This is a genomic window from Magnetospirillum sp. UT-4, from assembly GCF_902729435.1.
Taxonomy (GTDB): Bacteria; Pseudomonadota; Alphaproteobacteria; order Rhodospirillales; family Magnetospirillaceae; genus Magnetospirillum.
In genome coordinates, this window is sequence record NZ_CACVCG010000090.1 from 14497 (window position 1) to 40409 (window position 25913).

The window sequence follows — 25913 nt, forward strand, 5'->3', positions numbered from 1 at the left end:
CTGGCCGCACGTTGTCAGGGCCGGTCGTCCGCCAGCCCTTCCGTGGTTTCCTCCCCGGCGCGGCGGGTCAGGGCGCGATACGCCGCCAGCAGCCGGGGCACCTGGTGGTTCCAGCCCAGCTCGCGTTCCATGCGGGCGCGCCCCAGTTCGCCCAGCCGGTGCCGCATGTCGGGATCGTCCAGCAGCAGCGCGATCTTGGCGGCGAGATCGCGGGAATCGTTGCCCTGGGCGTAGAGGGCGGCGTCGCCGGCCGAGCTGCGTCCCTCGGCCAGGTCGAACATCACCACCGGCTTGCCCAGCGCCATGTATTCCAGGACCTTGTTCATGGTGCAGGTGTGGTTGAAGTCGTTGGCCGGATCGGGCGAGACGCAGACGTCGGCGGCGGCCAGGGTGGGCACCAGCACGTCGTCGTCGGCCCAGCCGGTGAAGGTGACGGCATGGGCGACGCCCAGCTTCTCCGCCATGCGTTTCAGGCCCTCCAGCAGCGGCCCGTCTCCCATCAGCACCGCGTGGACGTCGCCGCGGCCCTGTTCGGCCACCAGGATGCGCATGGCCTCCAGCACGTATTCGACGCCGTCCTGGCTGTTCATCACCCCGACATAGGCCAGCAGGTGGCGCGCCCCCCGGCGGATCGCCGGATCGGGCACGGCGGCGGCGGCCGGGGCGTTCAGGCGGCTCTGGTCGGGAGCGCTGCGCACCACGAACACCCGTTCCGGGTCCATGCCGCCGCGCAGGATGGCGATCTGGCGGAAGCTCTCGTTGGTGGCGATGGAGACGTCGGCGGTGGCGAAGGTCAGGCGCTCCAGCAGCAGCAGCAGCCGGTGGCCGGGGCCGCGGCGGCCGAACTTGGCGACATAGAGCTCGGGCGACAGGTCGTGGTGGTCGAAGACGAAGCGTTTGCCCAGCAGCAGCTTGAAGAATGCGCCGACCAGGAACACCGTCTCGGGCGGGTTGCAGGCGTGGATGACGTCGAAGCCGCGGGCGAACAGCACCCGCCAGGCCAGGGCGAACTCCCAGGCCAGGGCGACGGCGTATTCGAGGGCGTATCCGGCCAGGCCGCCGCCACTGGTCGGCAGCGGGTGGCGCCAGACGTGGATGCCCTCGATCTCGGCGTGGCCGCGCGGGAAGACGTCGGTGGCCGGGCAGATCACCGACACCTCCCAGCCGGCCGCCCTGAGGGCCAGGGCCTCCTGCCAGACCCGGCGGTCACGGGGGACGGGCAGGTTCTCGACGATCATCAGCACCTTTCCGGGGGTGGACGCGTTCGCTCCCATGCGGGTCTCGCTTGTTGATGTTTCGGGGGAAGGCGTCAGTTGCCGTAGTACTCGGAACTGCGGAAACAGAAGTCGACGTAGTCGGAATATTGCCGCTGGCGGTCGAGATCGACCTTGGTCAGCACCACGCCGCCGATGATGATGTCGAAGGCGCGCAGATGCTCGATGCCGGCCTCGACGGCGCGCCTGGGCGTCTTGTCCCACTCGACCACGTAGAGCGCCATGCCGCAGCGTCCGGTCAGCAGCGCGGCATCCGAGGCGACCATGGTCGGCGGGGTATCGACCAGCACCCAGTCGTAGCGCGCGGCCAGGGTCTTCAGGGCCGCGGCCACCGCCGGGTCCTCCAGCACCCGCTGCGGCTCGGCGGTGTGGCCGCCGGCGGCGATGAAGTCGAGGCCCGAGCGCGGGTCGTGACGCACCACCTCCTCCAGCGAGGCCTGCTGGCGGGCGAAATCGGACAGGCCGGGCACCTCGTAGGCGTCGAGCTGGCGGGCCACCGAGGGGCGGCGCAGGTCGCAATCGACCAGCAGCACCCGCTTCTCGGACAGGGCCAGCGAACGCCCCAGGCTGACTGCGAAGGCGGTCTTGCCCTCGCCCGGTACCGACGAAGTCACCATCACCGGCCCGGCGCCCTCGCCGCGGGCGTTGGTGATGGCGATCTGGGCCGAGCGCACCGCCTCGGCATAGACCGATTCGGGGCGGTCCACCAGGTAGTCGCCGGGGCGCACCTTGGGCGTCGCCGCGCCGGTGTCGGGCAGGATGCCCAGGGTGGCGAGGCCCAGCGCCTCGCGCACCTGGCGGGTCGACAGGAAGCCGGCGCGGAAGCGTTCCAGCAGGAAGGCCAGCGACACCGCCAGGCCGAAACTGCCGGTGAAGGCCACCCCCAGGAACAGCAGCGGCTTGGGGTGCGAGGGCCGCGACGGCGCCGTGGCGCGCGAGGCGATGCGGGCGTCCGAGTCCAGGATTTCGGCGCGGTTGGTGAGCTCGGCGTAGCGGCCGAGGAAGCTTTCCAGCATCAGGTTCTTGGCCTCGATCACCTTCTCGCGCTGACCGACTTCGCTGGTCGCCGCGTCCGAGGCGGCCGAGCGGCCCGAGATGCGGTCCAGGCGCCGGCGCAGCACGTCCTCGCGCGCCTTGGCCTGGGCGGCGCGGTTGGCGATGCGCTCGATCTGGGCCGACATTTCGCGGTCGATCTCGGCGCGCAGGGTGGCGAGCTGGCCCTGCATCGCCGCCATGGCCGGGCTGTCCTCGCGGTAGCCCACCGACAGCTCGGCGACCCGGCCCAGGATCTTGGCCTCCTCGCGCCGCATTTCCTGCAGGAACGGCGAGTCCTCGGCGAAGGTCAGCGAGGCGGCGGAGCCGCCGCCCTTCTGCCAGCGCCTTGCCTGGGCCAATGAGGCCTCGGCCTCGGCCCGCTCGCGCTCGGCCATGGCCAGTTCGGTGGTCAGCGCCACCATCTGCTGGCCGGCCACCACGCCCTGCTCGCGCAGCTCGGCCGGCGCCAGCTTGTGCTTGCGCCGCAACGCCACGGCGTCCGCGGCTTCGCGGGTGAGATCGCCCTGCAGGCGATCGATCTGGCCGGTGATCCAGTCGGTGGCGATGCGCATGTCGGCCAGCCGGGCCTCGCGCTGCGAGCGGATGTAGAGGTCGGCATAGGCGTTGGCGATCAGCGCCGCCTTGCCCGCCTCGCGCGAGCCGAAGCTGATCCGGATGGCGAAGGAATCGGCGTCGCTTTTCACCTCCAGGCGCTTGGCGACGGCTTCCACCGCCGCCACCCGGTCGTCGCCCGGGGCATCGACCAGCGTGTCCTTCAGGTCGCGCCACCAGCCGGCCACCGGCTCGGGCAGCACCGACGGCTCGAGGCGGCGGTTGAACTCGGGATCGCGGTCCAGCGCCAGCGCCTCCACCACGCTTTCCGTCATCGCCCGCGAGCGCAGGATGTCGATCTCGGTCGACACCACCGCGGCGGCCAGGGGCGGCGCCGTCACGTTCGGCTTGGAGGTCAGCAACTGGGCGCTGGTGCTGGTGCGGGTGTTGAGCGCCACCAGCGCCTCGGCGGTGTAGCGCGGCTCGACCACGGCCAGGGCCAGCGCCGCCAGCCCGGTGGCGCCCCCGACCAATGCGGCGATCAGGGCCTTGCGCTGCCACAGCACCGCCAGGGGCTGGTCGGGACCGCGGGGATCGTTAGGATCGGCGGCCATGTTCGGCTGCTCCCGAAGCTGTTGAGACGGTCGTCCAAGGAATGGCCCGGCAAGTCATCGTCCGGTCGGCCTACATATCGGCGCTTCCCATGGCCTTCGGCAAAGCGGCAAAGGGCTGGAGGGCCTGACCCTCCGGGTGGCCCCTATGGCTTTTCGAGCATCCGTCCGAGACGGGCCATGGACTGTCTGGCGAAGGCGGTGGCGCGGTGCACGATCTGCTGGCGGCGCTTGATCGGCCAGCCGGTGCGGTGGGTCGCCGTCTCGGGCTTGACCGGATGCCACAGCATTCCCGGCTCCGGCCCCGGCAGGGCGCGGATGGGACGGAACACGAAGGTGCCCGGCGACAGGGTGTTGTCGGCCGGGGTGGAGCGGTAGAAGCGCCCCAGATTGGCCGGGCGCACGAATTCGCCCTCGCCGCCGATGTCCTCGATGCCAAGGCCGGCATCCAGCAGGATGCGCGGCACGATGCCCTCGTAGAAGCCGTCCCAGCCCTGGCGGTAGGCGGCGTCGAGGGCCAGGTAGCCGGACCGCGACAGCCGGTAGAACGGCATGAAGGCGCGCACGAAGCGGGACAGGTCGGCGGGCGGGCCCTCGGGCGTGCTGACGCTCGGCCAGTTGGGCCAGGCCGGGTTGACGGCGTGGCGGTGCAGGCTGGTGGCCAGCAGCGCCGCCTGACTGTCGGCGAAATGGTCGAACAGCTCGCTCCAGCGCCCGGTGAACTCGACGTCGTACTCCACCACCCACACCCGGTCGAATTCGGTGTAGGCGCGGAAGAAGGGGAAGACGAACAGCTCGATGTCCTTGTCGCGGATGCGCCGCCCCTTGGTCGGATAGCCGAGGCCGCGCAGGGATTCGGCGGTGAACGAGAAGACCTTGAGGTCGCGCGGCCGGCGGTAGGACGGATTGACGTCGTCGCTGGCGTTCAGCAGCACGAAGACCGGCCGCGATCCGGACTCGGCGACCAGGCGCCGGTAGCGGGCGACGATGACGTCGTCGATGAAATGGGTCATCAGCAGAACGGCTTCGCGATTTCCCGCCATGGTCACCCCTCCAGGCATTCCGGTCTAGGCCTGGGCATAGGTGGGCGGGAAGGGGGGGCGGCGCCACGCATCCGGACGGGTGTCGCCGTTTGGGCAGGGCCGACGCGGCCTCACCCGAAAGATTTCTTAAAGTCTATTGCCGGTTCGTTTAACCAACGCCGTGCGCTCCATCCAGACGGGCTGGAGCAACGCATCGGTGAATGGTGGCACGGCCTAATCATGATGAATGCATTGGGAAAATAAGGCCCGGGGCACCCGTCGCAAAATCGGCTTAACACCTTGTTAGTACCTACTCCATCGGCTCTATCACTTTGCGGCAATGCGGTGGCACCCCGGACGAGGTAATACATCGTTAAGCCCGCTGCCACAGCCTGCCGGTCCCAACGCATTCACAGCGAAAAGGACCGGTCGCCCATGGCCCTCGATCAGACCACGCCCAGCCCGATCCGCCGCGCCCTTGCCTCGTGCCGCGGCGCCATCGCCGCCACCGCCGGCTTCAGCCTGTTCGGCAACCTGCTGCTGTTCGTCTCGCCGCTCTACATGCTGCAGGTCTACGACCGCGTGCTGTCCAGCCGCAGCGGCTCGACGCTGCTGATGCTGACCCTGATCGCCGGCTTCCTGCTGGCGGTGCTGGGGATCATCGAGGCGGTGCGCAGCCGCGTGCTGGTGCGGGCCGGCGCCCGCCTCGACCGGCTGCTCGCGTCCGCCACCTTCGCCGGGGTGTTCGAGACGGCGGTGAAGAAGCCGGGGGCGGGCGGCGGCCAGGTCCTGCGCGACCTCGACAGCGTGCGCGACTTCGCCACCGGCCCGGCCATCCTGGTGTTCTGCGACGCCCCCTGGGCGCCGCTGTTCATCGCCGTCGCCTTCCTGCTGCACCCGCTGCTGGGGCTGGTGACCCTGGTCGGCGCGGTGGCCATCTTCGCCCTGGCGGTGATCAACGAGGTGGTCACCCGCAAGGCGCTGAAGGATTCGGCGGCGGTGTCGTTCCAGGCCGGCGGCTTCGCCGAGGCCAGCTTGCGCAACGCCGAGGTGCTGCACGCCATGGGCATGATGCCGCAGATGGCCAAGCGCTGGCTGCTGCGCCACGATACCGCGCTGGCGCTGCAGGCCCGCGCCGCCGACCGTGCCGGCACCCTGCTGGCGGTGTCCAAGTTCGTGCGCCTGTTCCTGCAATCGGCGATCCTGGGCGTCGGCGCCTGGCTGGCGCTGGACGACGCCATCTCGGGCGGCGCCATCGTCGCCGCCTCCATCATCATGGGCCGCGCTTTGGCCCCCATCGAGATGGCGGTGGGTCACTGGAAGGGCTTCGTCGCCGCCCGCGGCGCCTTCGCCCGCCTGGGGGCCCTGCTGGCCGAGACCGATGCCGGCCCGGCCCGCCTGGCGCTGCCCCGGCCGAAGGGCGCGGTGGCGCTGGAGCGGGTGTTCGCGGTGCCGCCGGGCAGCCGCACCGCGGTGCTGAAGGGGGTGTCGTTCGCCATCGAGGCGGGCGAGGTGCTGGGCATCGTCGGCCCCTCGGCGGCCGGCAAGTCGACCCTGGCCCGGGTGATGGTCGGCGTGTGGCCGGCCGGTGCCGGCACCGTGCGGCTGGACGGCGCCGACCTCGCCACCCTGCCGCGCGACCAGGTCGGCCCGGCGCTGGGCTACCTGCCCCAGGACGTCGAGCTGTTCGACGGCACCGTGGCCGAGAACATCGCCCGCTTCGGCGACATCGACGCCGCCAAGGTGGTGGAAGCCGCCACCAAGGCCGGCGTGCACGAGGTCATCCTGTCGCTGTCCGACGGTTACGACACCCGGATCGGCGAAAGCGGCCGGGCGCTGTCGGGCGGCCAGCGCCAGCGCGTCGCCCTGGCCCGCGCCCTCTACGACGACCCCGCCTTGGTGGTGCTGGACGAGCCCAATTCCAACCTGGATACCGCCGGCGAGCAGGCGCTGGTCGAGGCGGTGGGCGGCTGCAAGGCGCGCGGCGCCACCACCATCGTGGTCACACACCGCCTCTCCATCCTCGCCACCGTCGACAAGATCCTGGTGCTCAACGCCGGCGAGGTCGAGCTGTTCGGCAGCCGCGACGAGGTGATGGCCCGCCTGGCCCGCCCCCAGGTGGTGGCCGCCCAGGCCGGCCCCAAGGCGGTCGCCGCCGCCGCCCATTCCTGACCGAGGAGCCAGATCCATGGATAGCCTTCGCTCGCTTCCCGCCCTGCCCGACCGTCTGACCATCATCGACCTGCCGGTTCCGCCCACCGACACCCGCGCCCCGGCCATGGTCGGGCTGGCGGTGATCGCGGTGGCCCTGGGCGGCTTCGGCCTGTGGGCCAGCCTCGCCCCGCTCGACAGCGCGGTGGTGACCCAGGGCATCGTCGCCGTCGAGTCCAAGCGCAAGCTGGTGCAGCACCGCGAGGGCGGCATCGTCGGCCAGCTGCTGGTGCGCGAGGGTGACCGGGTCGCCGCCGGCGCTCCGCTGGTGCGTCTCACCGACGCCACCGCCCAGACCCAGATGCAGACCCTGGCGGCCCAGCTCGACGCCCGCCGGGCCGAACGCGCCCGCCTGGCCGCCGAGCGCGACGGCAAGTCCACAATCGCCTTTCCGCCCGAACTGACCGCCCGCCAATCCGACCCGGCGGTGGCCGAGCTGCTGGCCCGCGAGCAGGACCGCTTCGCGCAGCGCGCCCTGTCGCGTGAGGGCCAGCGCGACATCCTGCAATCCCGTATCGGCCAGCTGGAATCCACCCGCCGCGGCCGCACCATGCTGGAACAGTCCAAGCGCGAGCAGCTCGCCTTGCTGCAGCAGGAGATCGAGGGCCTGCGCCGGCTCGAGGCCAAGGGCTACTATCCCACCAACAAGCTGCGGGGGCAGGAGCGCGAGCTGGCCCGCATGCAGGGCGAGATGCTGTCCGACGGCGCCGGCGCCGAATCCACCGACCAGGAGGTGGCCGAGACCCGGCTGCAGATCCTGCAGGCCGACCAGAAGCTGCGCGAAGAGGTGGCCGCCGACCTGATCCGCACCGAGAACGAGATCGGTGAGCTGTCCGCCCGGCTGGCCGCCGCCACCGACGCCGTCGAGCGCCTGCAGGTGGTGGCCCCGGTCGACGGCATCGTCCAGAACATCAAGGTGGCCGGCCCCGGCGCCGTGCTGCCCCCCGGCGGCGAGCTGATGGAGGTGGTGCCGGGCGGCGACCGCCTGATCGTCGAGGCCCGGGTCAATTCCGGCGACATCGACCGCGTCCATGCCGGCCAGGCGGCGGAGCTGCGCTTCACCGCCTTCGGCTCGCGCACCACCCCGGTCATCGACGGCGAGGTGGCGGTGGTCGCCGCCGACGCCAGCACCGACGAGGCCACCCGCCAGCCCTATTACACCGCCCGCGTCGAGGTCGCGGAAGGCGAGGTCGCCCGCCTGCCGCGGGCCTTGCGGGCCGGCATGCCGGTCGAGGTGATGCTGGAAGGCGGCAGCAGCACCCCCCTTCAGTACTTCCTGAGACCCCTTACGGACAGCTTCGCGCGGGGGTTCCGCGAGAGGTAAAGTGTGGTCGCGGGACTGCGAATTTCCCGTCATCCCCGGGCTTGACCCGGGGGTCCACGCCTGCGGCGCCATGGATGGCCGGGTCAAGCCCGGCCATGACGGGAAATAACTCATCCCATCAAAGTTCCGCCACAATAAGACAAGCCCGCCAGAAATGGCGGGCTTTGCTTCATCTACCACCTTATGATTACCCACAATGAGCATATCAATTATTATAGCCGTTCAGATGCTGTTAACTGCAGTACTTCACACTCCGCTTCAGACGCAGAGTGAACCGTTTGCTCGTGGTGTCTGCACAACAGCAACTGAACACAGAGGAATATTCATGGCTTCCAACCCTCTCGCCTCTGCGGCGACGAATACCGACATGAAGTGGGCGTTCCCGACGCTCGACAATCCGACCATCATCGATCTGTCGAAGACCGGCAGTCAGAATTACTGGAAGTTCGCCGCCGACCAGGACGTCATCTTCATCGGCTCGACCAGCGCGCGCACGCTGGACAAGCTGCAGACCGACGGCGGCCGCAACATCGTGCTGTTGGGCGGCGAGTTCCAGCCCTCGGGCGATTCCAAGAGCGCCACCCTGCACTTCCTGAACCTGAACGGTTCGGTCCACGTCGAGGGCGTGCACATCGACAGCAAGAACGCCTCGCAGGACGGCATCGCCGTGGGCGGCGCGGCGGGCAAGCAGCCCAACGTCACCGTCCAGAACACGGTGATCGAGAACATCCACGGCACGCAGGGCGGCGTCCATGCCGACATCTTCCAGACCCACGGGTCGGTCGGCGACATGCGCTTCTACAACGTCACCGGCGACACCAGCTACCAGGGCTTCTTCATCGCGCCCCAGTACGATCCGCCGCACAAGTCGGCCGATTTCGAGAACGTCAACATCAGCTACAACGGCGGCTCGGGCTACACCTACCAGTACTGGTTCCTGGACGGCTCCAACCAGCAGCCCTATCCGGTCACCCTGAAGAACGTCTACGCCACCGAGCGCGACGGCCAGACCGCCGAAACGGGCAGCGTGTGGCCGAAGGCGGGCATGGGCGACATGAGCGCGGTGCGGGTGGGCAACCAGATCACCTGGCCGAAGATGCCCTATACCGGCGCCATCACGGTGGGCGAGCCGGCCAAGGATTTCGGCGACCTCTCCAAGGTCGGGCTGAACTTCAGCATCACCGCCGACGGGGTTCATAGCGGCACCATCGGCGACGGCACCACCACCTCGCCGCCGGGCGGCGGCACCGACCCCACGCCCGATCCGGCTCCCACCCCGACTCCCACGCCCAGCGCCGGCACCCCTGAATCGGGGGCGCCGACCAAGTGGATCGCCTCCACCAACGCCACCGCCAAGGTGACCGGTTCCGACGGCAACGACCAGATCGCCGGCGTCGAGGGCAAGGCCGACACCGGCGGCCTGGCCGGTGGCAGGGGCGACGACACCTACATCGTCGACCAGGCCGGCGACAGGGTGATCGAACTGGCCGGGCAGGGGGTGGATACTGTGGTGTCCTACGCCTCCAGCTACAAGCTGGCCGCCAATGTCGAGAACCTGACCCTGGCCGGCAGCGGTGCCCAGAACGGCACCGGCAACGACGCTGCCAACCTGATCAAGGGCAACGGCGCCGCCAATGTCCTCAATGGCGGCAACGGCGACGACCACCTTGTCGGCGGTGCCGGCAACGACACCCTGCAGGGCTGGAACGGCGCCGACATCATGGAAGGCGGCCTCGGCAACGACGTCTACATCGTCAGCCGCGCCACCGACAAGGTGGTGGAGCTGTCCGACCAGGGTGTGGACACCGTCAAGGCGGCGCAATCCTGGACCCTGGGGCAGTACCTGGAGAACCTGGAACTGTTCGGCGGCGCCAAGGCCAACGCCACCGGCAATGCCTGGGCCAACGTCATCAAGGGCAATTCCGCCGCCAACGTCATCGACGGCAAGGCCGGCAACGACGTTCTGACCGGCGGCGGCGGCAAGGACACCTTCGTCCTCAACGCCGCCGGCACCGGCACCGACACCATCAAGGACTTCCAGGTGGGCGTCGATACGCTGGACGTGCGCGGCCTGCTGAAGGCGGCGGGCAAGACCTCCACCGACGCGGTCAAGGATCACCTCATCGAGGTGGTGCAGACGGGCGCCAACGCCGAGATCGTCACCCACCTGCCCGGCCACGAGGGCACCAAGGTGGCGGTGATCGAGAACGCCGACGCCCACGCGGTGGCCCAGACCTCGGACCACTGGTCGTAATCAGAGCGTATACCCCCTCTCCCGGCCTTGCCGGGGGAGGGGGTTCCGTCGTTCCCGCCTGCGCGGGGACGACGGTGATTGCGCGCAATTGGCAAACACACCCCGGAGAACCGCCAGGGGAATAACCACAGAGACACAGAGACACGGAGGACTCATAGAGAAGGATGTTTTTTCTCTGTGCCTTCTTCGTGCCCTTCGTGTCTTCGTGGTGAACCCAATGTTTCACCGCCCATTGCGCTCCGCCAATCCGCCACAAACGTTTTTCTACACCACCATCTTGCGCACGGTGAACGCCTCGGCCATGCCCGAGGGGGCGTTGCAGCCCACCCCCCTCAGGCGCATCAGGCCGCGGAAGGTTTCCGGGTCGAACCAGGCCCGGGCGCGCTGGCTGGCAAAGCAGCGCATCAGGTTGGTGATCTTGGCCTCGGCATGGTCGCGGTCCAGCGGCACGAACAGGTTGGGGTTGCCGAGGTCGCCCTCGTATTTGGGGATCTCGTATTCCAGGATCAGATGGTCGCGGAAGGTGTTCCAGCTCAGTTCGGCCAGCAGGCGGTGGTCCTGGTGGTCGTCGTGGCGGCAATGGGTCAGCACCAGGGTCGGCCGGGCGAGGCGCTTGATGCGCTCGAAATCCTCCTTCACGGCGCCCCAGGCCTGGGGCAGGAAGCTCTCGCGGTAGGAATTGAACTCCATGCGCCGCTCGCCGGCCCGGGCCAGGAAGATTTCGGCCGCGGCGGCGGCCTCGTCGCGGCGGGTGGTCGAGCCGGTGAACACCACCCAGGTCACCTCGGCGCCGGGATTGGCCTCCAGCAGCCGCAGCACGGTGCCGCCGCAGCCGATCTCGATGTCGTCGCAATGGGCGCCCAGGCAGAGCAGCCTGAGCGGCCCGGAGGGAAGGGCGAGGGGCAGCATGGTCGTCACTCCCCGGCCGCCCTGAGCGGCGGCGCCGCCCGTTCCTCGCGGTACGAGGCCAGGGTGCGGGACAGGCCGGTGCGCAAGGGGATGCGGGCGGCGAAGCCGGTCAGGCGGTGCAGCTTGTCCAGGTCGGGGCAGCGCCGCTGCGGGTTGTCCACCAGATAGGCGCCCTCGGCGGCGGTTTCGAAGCGGACCTCCAGCGGCGGCTCGGCGGCGAGCTCGGCCATGGTGTGGGCGACCTCGGCGATGGTGACTTCCTCGACGTTGCCGACGTTGAACGCCTCGCCGTCGGCCTCGGGCATCATCAGCAGGGTCAGGCAGGCCTCGACGAAATCGGAGACGTAGCAGAACGAGCGGGTGGCGGCGCCATCGGAATAGAGCACCAGGGGACCGCCGGCCAGGGCGGCGCGCACCAGATCGGGGATGATGCGGCCGTCGTCCAGGCGCTGGCCGGGGCCGTAGACGTTGAACGGGCGGATCACCTTCACCGGCACCCGGTGCAGGCGGAAATAGGTGGCGCACAGGGTCTCGCCCAGCCGCTTGCTTTCGTCGTAGCAGGCGCGCGGCCCGGTGAAGCTGACATTGCCGCGGTAATCCTCGGGCGTCGGCACCACCAGCGGGTCGCCGTAGACCTCGGAGGACGAGAACGACAGCATGCCGTGGGCGCCGCCGCGCGCCAGTTCCAGCAGCGACCAGGTGCCCTGGACATTGGCGGCGATGGTGGCCAGCGGGTTGGCGCGGTAGAGCGAGGGCGAACCGATGGAGGCGCAGTGGATGATCCAGTCGGCGGCGGGCAGCTCGGACAGCGGCCGGGCGACGTCGGCGGCGATGCGCCGCAGCCACGGGCGGCCCTCCAGGTGGGCAAGGCGGGCGGGCGGCCCGACCAGGTAGTTGTCGAGCGCCACCACCCGCGCCTCGTGGCCGGGGTGGCGACGGTTGAAGGCGTCCAGCACGTCCATGAAGAAACCGCCGAGGAAGCCGGCGGCGCCGGTCACCAGTACGGTGCCGCCGGCCATGGGCTCGAGCAGGCGGCCGAGACTGTCGGCGACCTGGCGGGCGTCGTCGCGGATGATGTCGGTGATCATGCGTCCTCCTTGGGGATGGGGCAGGCGCCGGCACGGATCAGGCGAAGCTCGGCGGGCAGGGTCAGGCCGGCCATCACGCCGCGGCCGTCGGCAACCAGCGGCGTGCGCATGGCGGCCAGCAGGGATGGCCAGTCGAGACTGCGGTATTGCGGCCACGCGGTAGCGATCAGGGCGGCATCGGCGCCTTCCAGCGCCTCGCCCGCCGTCCCGGCGGTGTCGATGCCGCGGCCGGCGGCGGCGGCGCGGGCGGCCGGCAGCGGATCGTTGGCGATGGGGTGGGCGCCCAGGACGGCCAGCCGCTCGATGGCGGCCAGGGCCGGCGAGCAGCGCAGGTCGTCGGTGCCGGGCTTGAAGGTCAGCCCCAGCACCGCCACCCGCTTGCCGCCAAGGCCTCCGGCGGCGGCGGCGAGGCGGTCGACCAGGGCGGCGGGGCGCTCGGCATTGACCGCCAGCACCGCCTCGACCAGCGGCAGCGGCACGCCGATCCGCCGCCCGTAGGCCGCCAGGGCGGCCAGGTCCTTGGGGAAGCACGAGCCGCCGAAGCCCAGCCCGCCGGACAGGAACGCCACCGCCCCGGCCCGCCCGCCGCCCGGGCCGTCGAGCATGCGGTCCAGGTGCACCGCCGCCAGCACCCGCTCCTGGTCGGTGCCGGGAATGGCCTCGCACAGGGCGGCGATCTGGTTGGCATACGAAATCAGCGTCGCCTGCAGGGTGTTGGCGGCGTATTTCACCAACTCGGCCTCGGCCAGGGTGAGGCGCAGGATCGGGGCGCGGAAGGGGCGGTAGAGGGCGGCCATGATCTCGCCCGAGCGGTCGTCCCACTGGCCGACGACGATGCGGTCGGGCTCCAGGAAGTCGCGCACGGCGCTGCCCTGGCTGAGGAATTCCGGGTTCATGGCAAGGCCGAAGGCGGTGCCGGCGCGGCCGCCCGACTGGCGCTCCAGGTGGTCGCGGATGATGGTGGCGGTGGTGCCCGGTGGCACCGTGCTCTTCACCGCCACCACCGGGAAGCCGGTGCGCCCGCGCAGGGCGCGGCCGATGTCCGAAGCCGCCGCCTCCACCGCCGACAGGTCGATGCCGCCCGGCCCCGCCGGCGTGCCGACGGCGATCATCACCACCCGGGCCTCGGCGGCGGCGGCAAGGTCGGTGGTGGCGGCCAGGCGGCCGGTCCGGTGCGCCTCGGCGATCAGTTCGGGCAGCCCCTCCTCGTGAATGGGCGAGCGGCCGGCGGCCAGGGCTTCGATGCGGGCGCCATCACGGTCGATGCAGGTCACCCGGTGCCCGGCCGCCGCCAGGCAGGCGCCGGTCACCAGCCCGACATAGCCGGCCCCGACCACCGCCACGTTCATCGCTTCGTCATGGGGCATCGCTTCGTCATGGGGCATCGCTTCGTCATGGGGCATCGGCTCGTCATGGGGCATGGCCGGTCCTTCTTCGGGTTCGCGGACCATGGACCTTGCGCCCGGCCGCCATCGGCGTGGAAGACCGGCAGGCGGATAGTCGGGCCCGTCAAGCGGAGAGGGGGAGGCCCATCGGTGGCATCGCCGCTTGTCCGCTGCGATGTGGCGCCGTTGCGGGCCTAAATGCCTAGGCGGACCGGCAATCGGCCCCAGACGTTCCTCCACCCCGACGTTCCGCCACCCCCCGGATGAAAGGACCCAGGCCGTGAAGGATGCGGACCCTCGCGAGGACCTTGTCGCCCAGGCGCGGACCGGCTGCCGCTTCTGCGGCGGCCCGCTGCACGACGTGGTCGATCTCGGCATGTCACCGCTGTGTGAAAGCTTCCTGGCCGAGGAGCAGCTCGACCGCATGGAGCCCTTCTACCCGCTCAAGGTCAGGGTCTGCGGCGACTGCTTCCTGATGCAGCTGGGGCAGTACGTGGCCCCGGCCGACATCTTCGGCGAATACGCCTATTTCTCATCCTATTCCGACACCTATCTGGAGCACGCCCGCAGCTACGTCGAGGCGATGATCGCCCGGCTGGGCCTGAATGGCGCCTCGCGGGTGGTCGAGTTGGCCTCCAACGACGGCTACCTGCTGCGCCACTTCGTCGCCCGCGGCATCCCGGCGCTGGGCATCGAGCCGGCCGCCAACGTCGCCCGCGCCGCCCTCGCCCAGGGGGTGCCGACCCGGGTCGCCTTCTTCGGCGCCGAGCTGGGCGGGCAACTGGAACCGGCCGACCTGGTGATCGCCAACAACGTGCTGGCCCAGGTGCCCGACCTCAACGACTTCGTCGCCGGCATGCGCCGGCTGCTGAAGCCGCACGGGGTGGCGACGGTGGAGTTCCCGCATCTGTTGACGCTGATCGCCGGCAACCAGTACGACACGATCTACCACGAGCATTTCTCGTACTTCTCGCTCGGCACCGCCCGGCGCATCTTCGCCGCCCACGGCCTGGCCGTCTTCGACGTCGAGGCGATCTGGACCCATGGCGGCTCGCTCCGGCTGTACCTCGCCGCCGATGGCCGCCCGGTGCAGCCTTGCGTCGCCGAAACCGTGGCCAAGGAGGCCGAGGCCGGCCTCGACCGCCTGGCCGGCTTCGCCCATTTCGCCGAGCAGGTGCGCCAGGCGCGCTGGAACCTGCTGGACTTCCTGATCCGCGCCAAGTGGTACGGCAAGTCAATCGCCGCCTACGGCGCGCCGGGCAAGGGCAACACCCTGCTGAATTATTGCGGCATCCGCGGCGACATCCTGGACTACGCGGTCGACCGCAATCCCTACAAGCACGGCAAGTACACCCCGGGCACCCACATTCCCATCCATCCGCCCGAGCGCCTGAGCCAGACCCGGCCCGATTACGTGCTGGTGCTGCCGTGGAACCTCCGGCACGAGATCATGGACGCCCACGCCTATATCCGCGACTGGGGCGGGCGGTTCGTGGTTCCCATTCCCGACGTCGCCGTCTTTCCCTGAACACGAGGTGCGCCATGAAGGTCGTCCTGTTCTGCGGCGGTTTGGGCATGCGCATGCGCGACTGGTCCCAGACCCTGCCCAAGCCGATGGCGAGCCTGCGCAACCGGCCGCTGATCTGGCACGTGATGCGCTGGTACGCCCATTGGGGGCACACCGACTTCATCCTTTGCCTCGGCCATCGCGGCGAGGCCATCAAGGAATACTTCCTGGGCTATTCCGAGGCGCTGTCAAACGACTTCGTGCTGTCCGACGGCGGCCGGCGGGTCGATCTGCTGGCCGAGGACATCCGCGACTGGCGCATCACCTTCGTCGATACCGGGATGGGCGCCAATATCGGCCAGCGGCTGAAGGCGGTGGAGCCGTTCCTGGAGGGGGAGCAGACCTTCCTCGCCAATTATTCCGACGGCCTCACCGACGTCGCCCTGCCCGATCTGATCGAGCGCCACCGCGCCACCCGCGCCGTCGCCACCTTCCTGGCGGTGCGGCCCAGCCAGTCCTTCCACGTGGCGCGCATGGGCGAGGACGGCACCGTCGCCGGCATCGACGACGTGCGCGAGACCGACATGTGGATCAACGGCGGCTACTTCGTGCTCGACCGCGCCATCTTCCAGGCCATGGGCGAGGGCGAGGAACTGGTGCTGGAGCCGTTCCAGCGCCTGATCGCCGCCGGCCGCCTGGCCGCCTTCCGCTATGAGGGGTTCTGGCGCGCCGTCGACACCTTCAAGGACCTGTCCGAGATGGAGACGCTGGTGGCCCGCGGACCGGGTCCGTGGGAGAGCTGGCGGCGGCCGGCCTTGCGCCGCTCACCCGGATTGGCGGCGGAATGATCGGGAACCCGGCGCCGCCTCCGGGTGTTGCGCAGCCCAGACGGTGGGAGTGTGCACTTATGTCGATTCGCGTTCTGGACACCAGGGAGACCTATCGGCTGATCACCGATGGCGCCGGGCACTTTGCCGTGGTCGAGGTCCGCTGCAACCATGTCTATTCGCTGTGCGGGCATGCCCGCGCCGGGGCGCCCGACAGCGAGCAGGGCATGGCCGAGGTCGCCGCCGCCAGCGGCTGGTCGAGCGAGGCGGCGGCGCGGCGCTGCTTCGACGCCGCCGTGCGCGGCGAGGAGTACTTCAAGCAGATGCTGTGGTGAGCAGCCAGTCGTCCAGCAGTACCCGCGCCAGGGTGCCGGCGCGCGGCAGGAACAGGCCGGAGCCGGTTTCCCTGTGCCTGTCGTCGAAGCGGGCACGGATGTCTTCGCGGCTGAACCAGGCGGCGTCCTCGATCTCGTCGGGGTCCGCCTCGAGGGTGCCGCCCACGGCGCGGCCGGTGAAGCCGATCATCAGCGACGACGGGAACGGCCAGGGCTGGCTGGCGACGTAGGCGATTTCCGCGACCGCGATGCCGGTCTCCTCCAGCACCTCGCGCGCCACCGCCTCCTCCAGGCTTTCGCCCGGTTCGACGAAGCCGGCCAGCACCGACCACATGCCGGCCGGCCAGGCATGCTGGCGGTGCAGCAGCACCCGGCCGGCGCCGTCGTCGATGCGCATGATCACCGCCGGATCGGTGCGCGGATAGCTTTGGGCGGCGCAGCGCTCGTCCTGGCACACCCGCAGGAAGCCGCCGTCGCGGGATTCGGTGGGGGCGCCGCAGACGGGGCAGAAGCGGGCGCGGCGATGCCAGGCCAGCAGCGCGCGGCCATAGGCCAGCAGCCCGCCCTCGGCGTGGGGCAGGGCGGGGCCGTGCAGGCGCAACGGCAGCCATTGCCCCTCCAGCCCGAGGGCCGGGGGCGAGCGGTCGGGTTCGGCGGCGGCGATGTCGGCGACGAAGACCGGGTGGCCGCCCCAAAGCCCGAGAAAGGCGGTGGTCTCGGCCAGCTCCATGGCCAGCGCCGCCGCCTGGCCCGAGAGCACAACGCCGCGGTCGCCGGCAATGAGCGACAGTTCCTGCCACAAGGGAACCACCAGCCGCTCGGGCGAGGCGGCAAGGGCGGCCAGCGCCCCGGGGTCGCGGCGCAGCCGGTGGGCGCGGTCGATGGGAACGGCCGAATAGAGGATGTTCGTCATCCTCGAACCATGGCATGGTGTCCGTGTGCGCCTCAAGCCCGTTGCGCTTTGCCGCAGGGTGGGGAAAATGGGGGCGCAGGGGGACAAATGGAACAACGCCGCTCGATCCTGGACGCCATTCTCGACAACATCGGTGACGCCGTCGTGCTGACCGATGGCGAGGGCAGGGTCGTGCGCGTCAACCGCGCCTTCGAGGACCTGACCGGCCACAGCGGCGCCGCGCTGGTGGACGCCGCGGCCGGCAACGCGCTGGAGATGGCCGAGGGCCTGGCGCGGGTGGTTCGCGCCACCGGGGCGGGCCGCTGGGTCGGCACCCTGCGCTGCGCCGGCGGCGGCGACTGCGCCGTCGAGCTCCGGATTTCCGCCGTCGATGACATGGGCGGAGTGGCGGCCGGCTACCTGGGCATCGTGCGCTCAGCCGAGGGACTCCCGCCCGAACCCGAGGCATCGCGCTTCGGCCACGACACCCTGACCGGCCTGCCCAACCGCGACATCTTCGTCGATCGCGTCGAGCAGGCGCTGCTGCTGGCCCACCGCGCCAGGCAGTCGGTCGCCCTGCTGATGATGGGGCTGGACCGCTTCAGCCTGATCAACGACGCGCTCGGCCATTCCGCCGGCGACAGCCTGCTGGTCGAGGTGTCGCGGCGCCTGCGCAAATGCATCCGCGAGACCGACACCGCGGTGCGCCTGGACGGCGACCGCTTCGCCCTGGTGATGTCCATCGCCGACGTGGACGACAGCGTCATCGTCGCCGAGAAGGTGCTGAACGCCATCAAGGAGCCCTTCGCCGTGGACGGGCAGGAGGTGGTGGTCACCTTCTCCATCGGCATCGCCCTTTATCCCGAGGACGCGCCCGACGTCGAGAGCCTGGGCAAGGCGGCCGAGAACGCCCTGCACTTCGCCAAGACCTCGGGGCGCAACCAGTATCAGTTCTTCTCGAAGGACATGAACCAGAAGGCCAAGGTCCGCCTCGACCTCGAGGCGCGCATGCGCCGCGCCCTGGCCAACCAGGAATTCATCGTCTTCTACCAGCCCAAGGTGTCGGCCGAGGACGAGCGCCTGGTCGGGGCCGAAGCGCTGGTGCGCTGGATGGATCCCGATCGCGGCATGGTCTCGCCCGGCGAATTCATCCCGGTGGCCGAGGAGACCGGCCTGATCGAGCCCATCGGCGAATGGGTGCTGCGCCGCTCGTGCGAGCAGATGCAGGGCTGGTACGAGGCGGGGTTGAAACCGGTGCGGGTGTCGGTCAACGTCTCGGCCCGGCAGTTCCGCTCGCGCACCCTGCTCGACATCGTCAAGGGCGTGCTGACCGAAACCGGCCTCGATCCCCGCTGGCTGGAGCTGGAAATCACCGAAAGCATGCTGATGAACGACGTCGAGGGGGTGGTGCGCAAGATGGCCGCCATCCGCGAACTGGGCATCGGCCTGTCCATCGACGATTTCGGTACCGGCTATTCGTCGCTCAGCTATCTCGGGCGCTTCCCCATCACCACCCTGAAGATCGACCGCGCCTTCATCGCCGACGTCGATACCAACCCCAAGACCGCCGAGATCGCCCGGGCCATCATCGGCCTGTCGCGGGGTCTCAACCTGGAAGTGGTGGCCGAGGGCGCCGAGGTGGTCGGCCACGTGAACTTCCTGCGCAGCCACGGCTGCCACACCGTGCAGGGCTTCTACTACTCCAAGCCCCTGCCGCCCGAGCAGTTCGAACAGAAGCTGCGCGAGGGCAAGGTGAGCCGGCCGGGCTGAGGTCGGCGCTCCCGCCACCAACCTCAAGGCGCCCCGCGTCATTCCGCCCCTTCCCCTCGTCGTCATGGCCGGGCTTGACCCACTTCTGTCCGGTCTAATTTTCGGAGAGCCTTCGGGAGCCCTTGGTTTCGGCCGCGTCCAGGGTGATGTTGGCGGAAGCGGACAGATTACCCTCGCCCGCCTGCGGGAGAGGGAGGGACCCGTCGCGCCAGCGACGGGAGGGAGAGGGCGCGCGCCGTCAGGTGCGCTTCGCGACAGCGAAAGCGCTGGTTTCTCCAGGTCTTGGGCGCGTGGACACGCGCCGCCCTCACCCCGGCTCGCTGACGCTCGCCCCCCTCTCCCGCAGGCGGGCGAGGGGGCATGGGCCAGCCGAAAATTAAACCGGACAGAAGTGGGCTTGACCCGGCGATTCACGTGGGTCCGCCCGCACGCTTTATGAAACAATGAGTTAGGCCGCGCCACCTGAATGCCCCTTCGTTCACCGGGGGCTTGTTGACCAAAATCAAGTAAGCCCCTTCGAGATAGGTTCACTCTACCCGCATGGATAGCCCTTCGGGGACGCATATCCAGTGCGAGGCAGAGCCATGAGTCGCAGTATCAGCCGCCGTGCCTTTCTGGGCCGGACGCCCGACACGCAGCCGCCGCCCTCCGACGGGGCGCGGGTGGCGACGCTGTCCGGCGGCTGTCTGGCCGCCGCCGGGACCACCTGCATGGCCTGCGCCGACCCCTGCGAGCCCCGCGCCCTGCGCCTGCGCCCCCTGCCGGGCGGCCGCGCCCTGCCGCTCATCGACGCCGTTCTCTGCACCGGCTGCGGCGACTGCCTCGCGGTCTGCCCGGTCGGCGCCCTTTCCCTTGAACCCGCCAGCCAGGAGACCCTTGCATGCGCGTGAACGCCTTCATCGCCCGCGAGCACGCCGAGCCGCCGGTCCGGCCGGTCAACATCTGCGGCGTGCTGGTCCACGCCCGTCCCGAAAAGCTGGATCAGGTGAAGCCCGAAATCCTGGCCCTGCCCGGCTGCGAGATCCACGCCGGCGCCGAGGACGGCCGCCTGGTGGTGGTGGTCGAGGATGCCGAAGGCGAACTGGCCAGCACCACCATCAATCGCATCAACGACATTCCGGGCGTGCTCTCGGTCGCCCTCGTCTACCACCATTTCGACACGGATCTTGAAGGGGAGTGCGTTCCATGAGCCTCAACAGGCGCGACTTCATCAAGGCCAACGCCGCCGCCGCCACCGCCGCCGCCGCCGGCCTGGCGGTTCCCGCCGTGGCGCAGCCGGCCAAGGCCAACATCCGCTGGGACAAGGGCGTCTGCCGTTTCTGCGGCACCGGCTGCGGCGTACTGGTGGGCGTCCAGGACGGCCGCGTGGTCGCCACCCAGGGTGATCCCGACGCGCCGGTCAACCGGGGCCTCAACTGCATCAAGGGCTACTTCCTGTCCAAGATCATGTACGGCCAGGACCGCCTGACCCAGCCCCTGCTGAGGACGAAGAACGGCAAGTTCGACAAGAACGGCGAGTTCACGCCCATCAGCTGGGACCAGGCCTTCGACATCATGGCCGAGAAGTGGAAGGAGCAGCTGAAGAAGCCCGACGGCGTCACCCGCGTCGGCATGTTCGGCTCCGGCCAGTGGACCATCTGGGAAGGCTATGCGGCGGTGAAGCTGTACAAGGCCGGCTTCCGCTCCAACAACATCGACCCCAATGCGCGCCACTGCATGGCCTCGGCGGTGACCGGCTTCATGCGCACCTTCGGCATCGACGAGCCGATGGGCTGCTACGACGACCTCGAGCATGCCGACGCCTTCGTGCTGTGGGGCTCGAACATGGCCGAGATGCACCCGATCCTGTGGTCGCGCCTGACCGACCGGCGCCTGACCCATGACGGCTGCAAGGTGGCGGTGCTGTCGACCTACGAGCACAAGTCGTTCGACCTGGCCGACATCCCCATGGTGTTCAAGCCGCAGACTGACCTCGCCATCCTGAACTTCATCTGCAACTACATCATCCAGACCGGCGCGGTGAACAAGGCGTTCATCGACAAGGCGGTGAACTTCAAGAAGGGCGTGACCGACATCGGCTTCGGCCTGCGGCCCAACAACCCGCTGGAGCAGGCGGCCGGCAACAACGGCTACGGCGAGGGCAAGGGCGACCCCAACAAGGTCGATCCCTTCACCTTCGACGAGTTCAAGGCCTTCGTTTCCGAATACACCGTCGAGAAGGTGTCCAAGCTGTCGGGCGTGCCCGAGGACAAGCTGATCGCCCTGGCCAAGCTGTACGCCGATCCCAAGGTCAAGGTGGTGTCCTACTGGACCATGGGCTTCAACCAGCACACCCGCGGCACGTGGGTCAACAACATGATCTACAACGTGCACCTGCTGGTGGGGAAGATCTCCGAGCCCGGCAACGGCCCGTTCTCGCTGACCGGCCAGCCTTCGGCCTGCGGCACCGCCCGCGAGGTCGGCACCTTCGCCCACCGCCTGCCGGCCGACATGGTGGTGATGAACGAAGGCCACCGCAAAATGACCGAGGAATTGTGGAAGCTGCCCGCCGGCACCCTCAATCCCAAGCCCGGCTATCACGCCGTGCTGCAGCACCGCATGCTCAAGGACGGCAAGCTCAACGCCTATTGGGTGCAGTGCACCAACAACATGCAGACCGCCCCCAACATGAACGAGGAGGGCTATCCGGGCTACCGCAACCCCGAGGCCTTCGTGGTGGTGTCCGATCCCTATCCCACCGTCACCGCGCTGTCCGGCGACCTGATCCTGCCCACCGCCATGTGGATGGAGAAGGAGGGCGCCTACGGCAATGCCGAGCGGCGCACCCAGTTCTGGCGCCAGCAGGTCAAGGGTCCGGGCGAGGCGAAGTCCGACGTCTGGCAGGTGATGGAATTCTCGAAGCGCTTCAAGGTCGAGGAGGTGTGGCCCGAGGACCTGCTCGCCAAGAAGCCCGAATACCGCGGCAAGACCCTCTACGACATCCTGTTCGCCAACGGCGTGGTCAACAAGTACCCGCTGTCCGAGCTGCAGGCCGGGTTCGAGAACGACGAGAGCAAGCACTTCGGCTATTACGTCCAGAAGGGCCTGTTCGAGGAATACGCAGCCTTCGGCCGCGGCCACGCCCACGATCTCGCTTCGTTCGAGACCTACCACAAGTCGCGAGGCCTGCGCTGGCCGGTGGTCGATGGCAAGGAGACGCTGTGGCGTTTCCGCGAGGGCTACGACCCCTACGTCAAGGCCGGCGAGGGCGTGAAGTTCTACGGCAAGCCCGACGGCAAGGCGTGGATCATCGCACTGCCCTACCAGGACCCGCCGGAGAAGCCCGACGCCGACTATGATCTGTGGCTGTGCACCGGCCGCGTGCTGGAGCACTGGCACTCGGGCTCCATGACCCGGCGCGTGCCCGAGTTGCACAAGGCGGTGCCCAACGCGGTCTGCTTCATGCATCCCAACGACGCCAAGAAGCGCAATCTGCGCAACGGCGACATCGTGAAGATCAAGAGCCGTCGCGGCGAGATCGCCACCCGTGTCGACACCCGCGGCCGCAACCGGCCGCCCGAGGGCCTGGTGTTCGTGCCGTTCTTCGACGAATCCATCCTGGTCAACAAGCTGACCCTGGACGCCACCTGCCCGATTTCCAAGGAGACCGACTTCAAGAAGTGCGCCGTCAAGGTCGAGAAGGCGTAGGGCCATGTTTGGCCGCCGGCCCTCTCCCACCCCGGCCCTCCCTCTCCCGCAAGCGGGCGAGGAAGGGAGGGGCGCGCGCCCCTCGCCCGCTTGCGGGAGAGGGGAGGGGGGAGAGGGCTGTCGCCATGAGGTGAGGCCATGAACCGCCGCGGCTTCCTTGCCGGCGCCTGCGGGGCCGGCGCCCTGGCGCTGCTGCTGGCCCCCGCCGCCAGCCGCCGGGCGGAAGCGGTGGCGCTGCGGCCGCCGGGGGCCATCGCCGACGACACGTTCCTGGGGGCCTGCGTGCGCTGCGGCCTGTGCGCGCGCGATTGTCCCTACGACACCCTGAAGCTGGCGCCGGCCGGTGCCGGCCGGCCCATGGGCACACCCTATTTCAACGCCCGCGCCGTGCCGTGCGAGATGTGCGAGGACATCCCCTGCGTCCTCGCCTGTCCGACCGGCGCGCTGGACAAGGGCCTCACCGACATCAACCAGGCCCGCATGGGCACCGCCGTGCTGGTCGGGCACGAGACCTGCCTCAACTATCTCGGCCTGCGCTGCGACGTGTGCTACCGCGTGTGCCCGCTGATCGACCAGGCCATCACCCTGGAGCGCCACCACAACGAGCGCACCGGCAAGCACGCCGTCTTCATTCCCACCGTCCATACCGACAAGTGCACCGGCTGCGGCAAGTGCGAGAAGGCCTGCGTGCTCGAGGAATCGGCCATCCGGGTGCTGCCCCTGGCGCTGGCGGTGGGCGAGCTGGGCGCCCATTACCGCCTCGGCTGGGAAGAGAAGCGGAAGGCCGGCAAGGCGCTGATCGACGACATCATCGACCTGCCCGACCGCATGCCCGATGCGCCGGCGCCCGAGCGCCTGCCCGGCGGCGGCTTCAAGGAGTTCAAGCCATGAGCGCGCTGTCGGACCTGCGTCCCGGCCGCGCCAAGGCCGCCGAGCAGGGGTGGTTCGCCGCCCATAAATGGCTGCTCGCCCGCCGCCTCGCCCAGGCCGGGTTCCTGGCGCTGTTCCTCACCGGCCCGCTGGCCGGGTTCTGGATCGCCAAGGGCACCCTGGCCGCCAGCCTGACCCTGGGGGTGCTGCCGCTGACCGATCCGATGATGGTGCTGCAGGCGCTGCTGACCGGACACGTCATGGCGGTTTCGGGCCTGGTCGGCGCCGCCATCGTGCTGGCCGCCTATGCGGTGCTGGGCGGGCGCACCTATTGTTCCTGGGTCTGCCCCATCAATCCGGTGGCCGACCTTGCCGCCTGGGCCCGCGCCCGCCTCGGGCTGAAGGAGGGCGCCGGCCTCGACCGCCGCCTGCGCTACGCCCTGCTGGCCGGAGCCCTGGTCGCCTCGGCCGCCACCGGCACCATCGCCTGGGAATTCGTCAATCCCGTCACCATGCTGCATCGCGGCCTGGTCACCGGCGGCCTGCTGGGGGCCGGCGCCGCCGGCTCGGTGGCGCTGGCGGTGCTGCTGTTCGACCTTGGCGTCGCCAATCGCGGCTGGTGCGGGCATCTGTGCCCGGTGGGCGCCTTCTACGGCCTGATCGGCGCCAGGAGCGTGGTGCGCATCTCGGCCGTCAACCGCGCCGCCTGCGACAATTGCATGGACTGCTTCGCCGTCTGCCCGGAACGCCAGGTCATCGCGCCGGCCCTGCGCGGCCGCGACAAGGGCGTCGGTCCGGTGATCCTGTCGGCCGATTGCAGCAATTGCGGCCGCTGCATCGACGTGTGCGGCAAGGACGTTTTCCGCTTTTCCACCCGCTTCGCCAACCGGCCGGACCCGGCCGAGCCGGCGGAGGGGAAACCCAAGATCGCGCGGGCGGGATGATGCCCGGCGCCACCCAACGGAATCCTGGAAGGGGAGTGACCGCTGTGAAGACCAAGATCGTGGCCATCGCCGTCGCCCTGGGCCTTGCCCTGGGCCTGAATGCAGGCATCGACCCGGCCGGCGCGGCCGAGGTCAAGGGCCTGCGTGAAACCGCCGTCAACGCCCCCGACAAGGCGCCCGACGTCTACAAGGTGCAGGACGGCGTCAAGCACGAACGCGCCTATCGCCAGCAGCCGCCGCTGGTGCCGCACGCCACCGAGAAATACGAGATCGACCTCAAGGTCAATCAGTGCCTGCGCTGCCACGAATGGCCCTATTCGGACCAGGAGAAGGCGCCGAAGATCTCGGACCTGCACTACATCGACCGCAACGGCGTGCGCCAGGACACCGTCAACGGCAACCGCTACTTCTGCACCCAGTGCCATGTGTCCCAGGTGGACGCCAAGCCGCTGGTCGAGAACCGCTTCAAGCCCGCCGTCAGCGGCCGCTAGGGCGAAAGGATCACGGCCATGAAGATCGACACTGACGGCAAAGCCGCCAAGCCATCGCTGCTGGGCCAGGCCTGGTCCCTGCTGAAGCGCCCCACCGGACGGTGGTCCCTGGGAGCCATCCTGCTGGTCGGCTTCTCCTCGGGCATCCTGTTCTGGGGCGGCTTCAACTGGGCGATGGAACTGACCAACACCGAGGCCTTCTGCCTGTCCTGCCATGAGATGGAGCAGAACGTCTATCGCGAGTACCGCGGCACCATCCACGACCAGAACCGCTCGGGCGTGCGCGCCACCTGCCCCGACTGCCACGTGCCGAAGCCCTGGGTGCACAAGATCGCGCGCAAGATCCAGGCCTCCAACGAGGTGCTGCACAAGGTGCTGGGCTCCATCGACACCCGCGAGAAGTTCGAGGCCAAGCGCCTGCAGCTGGCCAAGAACGTGTGGACCACCATGAAGGAGACGGATTCGCGCGAATGCCGCAACTGCCACACCTTCTCGGCCTTCGACCTGTCGCGCCAGCAGAAGCGCGCCCAGGTCCGCCACGACGAGGCCATCGAGGAAGGCAAGACCTGCATCGACTGCCACAAGGGCGTCGCCCACAAGCTCCCCGACGGCGCCTTCAATGCCGAGCGCGAGCTGAACGAAACGTGGAACGCGATCCACAAGAAGTGAGGTAGGGACAGCAGAAACCCCTCCCCGTCACGGGGAGGGCCGTTGGGACTTTGTGTGCTTGCGGGAAGCCCCGTATCAGGCATAGCGCCGGATGCGGGGCTTTTCATTCGCCGAAGATGTTTTCCGTCATGGCCGGGCTTGACCCACTTCTGTCCGGTTTATTTTTCGGAGAGCCTTCGGGAGCCCTTGGTGTCGGCCGCGTCCAGGGTGATGTTGGCGGAAGCGGACAGATTACCCTCGCCCGCCTGCGGGAGAG

General features: G+C 69.4%; 21 protein-coding genes. 14 read left to right on the plus strand and 7 right to left on the minus strand.

Annotated features, from left to right (window positions below; genetic code table 11):
• Positions 1 to 14 precede the first annotated feature (14 nt).
• The 3 genes from MTBUT4_RS12515 to MTBUT4_RS12525 form a co-directional block, all read right to left on the minus strand.
• A complete protein-coding gene (locus MTBUT4_RS12515; protein WP_173980025.1) occupies positions 15 to 1274 on the minus strand; it encodes a glycosyltransferase family 4 protein in 1260 nt (419 codons plus the stop codon).
• A 35-nt stretch (positions 1275 to 1309) separates the two neighbouring features.
• On the minus strand, positions 1310 to 3475 hold the full coding sequence (locus MTBUT4_RS12520; protein ID WP_173980026.1) for a Wzz/FepE/Etk N-terminal domain-containing protein: 2166 nt from the start codon (positions 3473 to 3475) through the stop codon (positions 1310 to 1312).
• Between the two features lie 143 nt (positions 3476 to 3618).
• Entirely contained in the window at positions 3619 to 4515 is an 897-nt protein-coding gene (locus tag MTBUT4_RS12525) for a hypothetical protein (protein ID WP_173980027.1), read from the minus strand.
• A gap of 414 nt (positions 4516 to 4929) precedes the next feature.
• Between MTBUT4_RS12525 and MTBUT4_RS12530 the strand changes: the two genes are divergently transcribed.
• The 3 genes from MTBUT4_RS12530 (at position 4930) to MTBUT4_RS12540 (ending at position 10283) form a co-directional block, all read left to right on the plus strand.
• The gene (locus tag MTBUT4_RS12530; RefSeq protein ID WP_173980028.1) at positions 4930 to 6666 is read left to right on the plus strand and encodes a type I secretion system permease/ATPase; all 1737 of its coding nucleotides are present in this window, start codon (positions 4930 to 4932) and stop codon (positions 6664 to 6666) included.
• A 16-nt stretch (positions 6667 to 6682) separates the two neighbouring features.
• Positions 6683 to 8029 carry an HlyD family type I secretion periplasmic adaptor subunit gene (locus tag MTBUT4_RS12535; protein WP_173980029.1) on the plus strand — a complete coding sequence of 449 codons (1347 nt, stop codon included), beginning with the start codon at positions 6683 to 6685 and terminating at the stop codon, positions 8027 to 8029.
• Positions 8030 to 8396: 367 nt separating this feature from the next.
• Positions 8397 to 10283 carry a calcium-binding protein gene (locus MTBUT4_RS12540; RefSeq protein ID WP_173980030.1) on the plus strand — a complete coding sequence of 629 codons (1887 nt, stop codon included), beginning with the start codon at positions 8397 to 8399 and terminating at the stop codon, positions 10281 to 10283.
• 264 nt (positions 10284 to 10547) lie between these two features.
• On the opposite strand, the gene MTBUT4_RS12545 is transcribed toward MTBUT4_RS12540, so the two are convergent.
• Genes MTBUT4_RS12545 through MTBUT4_RS12555 form a run of 3 tightly spaced genes read right to left on the minus strand, consistent with a single transcriptional unit; the run spans position 10548 to position 13701 of the window.
• A complete protein-coding gene (locus tag MTBUT4_RS12545; protein ID WP_173980031.1) occupies positions 10548 to 11192 on the minus strand; it encodes a PIG-L deacetylase family protein in 645 nt (214 codons plus the stop codon).
• A 5-nt stretch (positions 11193 to 11197) separates the two neighbouring features.
• On the minus strand, positions 11198 to 12280 hold the full coding sequence (locus MTBUT4_RS12550) for an NAD-dependent epimerase/dehydratase family protein (RefSeq protein ID WP_173980032.1): 1083 nt from the start codon (positions 12278 to 12280) through the stop codon (positions 11198 to 11200).
• On the minus strand, positions 12277 to 13701 hold the full coding sequence (locus MTBUT4_RS12555; protein WP_217424167.1) for a UDP-glucose/GDP-mannose dehydrogenase family protein: 1425 nt from the start codon (positions 13699 to 13701) through the stop codon (positions 12277 to 12279). The genes MTBUT4_RS12550 and MTBUT4_RS12555 overlap by 4 nt, the downstream gene beginning before the upstream one ends.
• Before the next feature lie 244 nt (positions 13702 to 13945).
• Between MTBUT4_RS12555 and MTBUT4_RS12560 the strand changes: the two genes are divergently transcribed.
• The 3 genes from MTBUT4_RS12560 to MTBUT4_RS12570 are packed head-to-tail and all read left to right on the plus strand — an operon-like array spanning position 13946 to position 16334.
• Positions 13946 to 15193, plus strand: a complete 1248-nt coding sequence (locus MTBUT4_RS12560; protein ID WP_254434851.1) for a class I SAM-dependent methyltransferase — start codon at positions 13946 to 13948, stop codon at positions 15191 to 15193.
• A gap of 14 nt (positions 15194 to 15207) precedes the next feature.
• The gene (locus tag MTBUT4_RS12565) at positions 15208 to 16020 is read left to right on the plus strand and encodes a sugar phosphate nucleotidyltransferase (protein WP_173980033.1); all 813 of its coding nucleotides are present in this window, start codon (positions 15208 to 15210) and stop codon (positions 16018 to 16020) included.
• Positions 16021 to 16079: 59 nt separating this feature from the next.
• The gene (locus tag MTBUT4_RS12570) at positions 16080 to 16334 is read left to right on the plus strand and encodes a hypothetical protein (RefSeq protein WP_173980034.1); all 255 of its coding nucleotides are present in this window, start codon (positions 16080 to 16082) and stop codon (positions 16332 to 16334) included.
• On the opposite strand, the gene nudC is transcribed toward MTBUT4_RS12570, so the two are convergent.
• The gene (nudC, locus tag MTBUT4_RS12575) at positions 16315 to 17247 is read right to left on the minus strand and encodes an NAD(+) diphosphatase (RefSeq protein WP_173980035.1); all 933 of its coding nucleotides are present in this window, start codon (positions 17245 to 17247) and stop codon (positions 16315 to 16317) included. The two genes, MTBUT4_RS12570 and nudC, sit on opposite strands and share 20 nt — an antisense overlap.
• 87 nt (positions 17248 to 17334) lie before the next feature.
• Here nudC and MTBUT4_RS12580 point away from each other — a divergent pair, with 87 nt between their 5' ends.
• From MTBUT4_RS12580 to MTBUT4_RS12615, 8 genes are all read left to right on the plus strand, one after another.
• Positions 17335 to 18996, plus strand: a complete 1662-nt coding sequence (locus tag MTBUT4_RS12580; RefSeq protein WP_173980036.1) for a bifunctional diguanylate cyclase/phosphodiesterase — start codon at positions 17335 to 17337, stop codon at positions 18994 to 18996.
• A gap of 584 nt (positions 18997 to 19580) precedes the next feature.
• Complete coding sequence (locus tag MTBUT4_RS12585; protein WP_173980037.1) at positions 19581 to 19886, plus strand: 4Fe-4S dicluster domain-containing protein; 306 nt, start codon at positions 19581 to 19583, stop codon at positions 19884 to 19886.
• A complete protein-coding gene (locus MTBUT4_RS12590; protein ID WP_173980038.1) occupies positions 19877 to 20185 on the plus strand; it encodes a chaperone NapD in 309 nt (102 codons plus the stop codon). The genes MTBUT4_RS12585 and MTBUT4_RS12590 overlap by 10 nt, the downstream gene beginning before the upstream one ends.
• Positions 20182 to 22683 carry a nitrate reductase catalytic subunit NapA gene (gene napA, locus MTBUT4_RS12595; RefSeq protein WP_173980039.1) on the plus strand — a complete coding sequence of 834 codons (2502 nt, stop codon included), beginning with the start codon at positions 20182 to 20184 and terminating at the stop codon, positions 22681 to 22683. Before MTBUT4_RS12590 ends, napA begins: the two co-directional genes overlap by 4 nt.
• Positions 22684 to 22821: 138 nt before the next feature.
• Positions 22822 to 23574, plus strand: coding sequence for a ferredoxin-type protein NapG (gene napG / locus MTBUT4_RS12600; protein ID WP_173980040.1), 753 nt, complete (start codon positions 22822 to 22824; stop codon positions 23572 to 23574).
• Complete coding sequence (gene napH / locus MTBUT4_RS12605; RefSeq protein WP_173980041.1) at positions 23571 to 24497, plus strand: quinol dehydrogenase ferredoxin subunit NapH; 927 nt, start codon at positions 23571 to 23573, stop codon at positions 24495 to 24497. The genes napG and napH overlap by 4 nt, the downstream gene beginning before the upstream one ends.
• A gap of 44 nt (positions 24498 to 24541) precedes the next feature.
• The gene (locus MTBUT4_RS12610; RefSeq protein ID WP_173980042.1) at positions 24542 to 24988 is read left to right on the plus strand and encodes a nitrate reductase cytochrome c-type subunit; all 447 of its coding nucleotides are present in this window, start codon (positions 24542 to 24544) and stop codon (positions 24986 to 24988) included.
• An 18-nt stretch (positions 24989 to 25006) separates the two neighbouring features.
• Positions 25007 to 25657 carry a NapC/NirT family cytochrome c gene (locus tag MTBUT4_RS12615; protein WP_173980043.1) on the plus strand — a complete coding sequence of 217 codons (651 nt, stop codon included), beginning with the start codon at positions 25007 to 25009 and terminating at the stop codon, positions 25655 to 25657.
• Positions 25658 to 25913 lie beyond the last annotated feature (256 nt).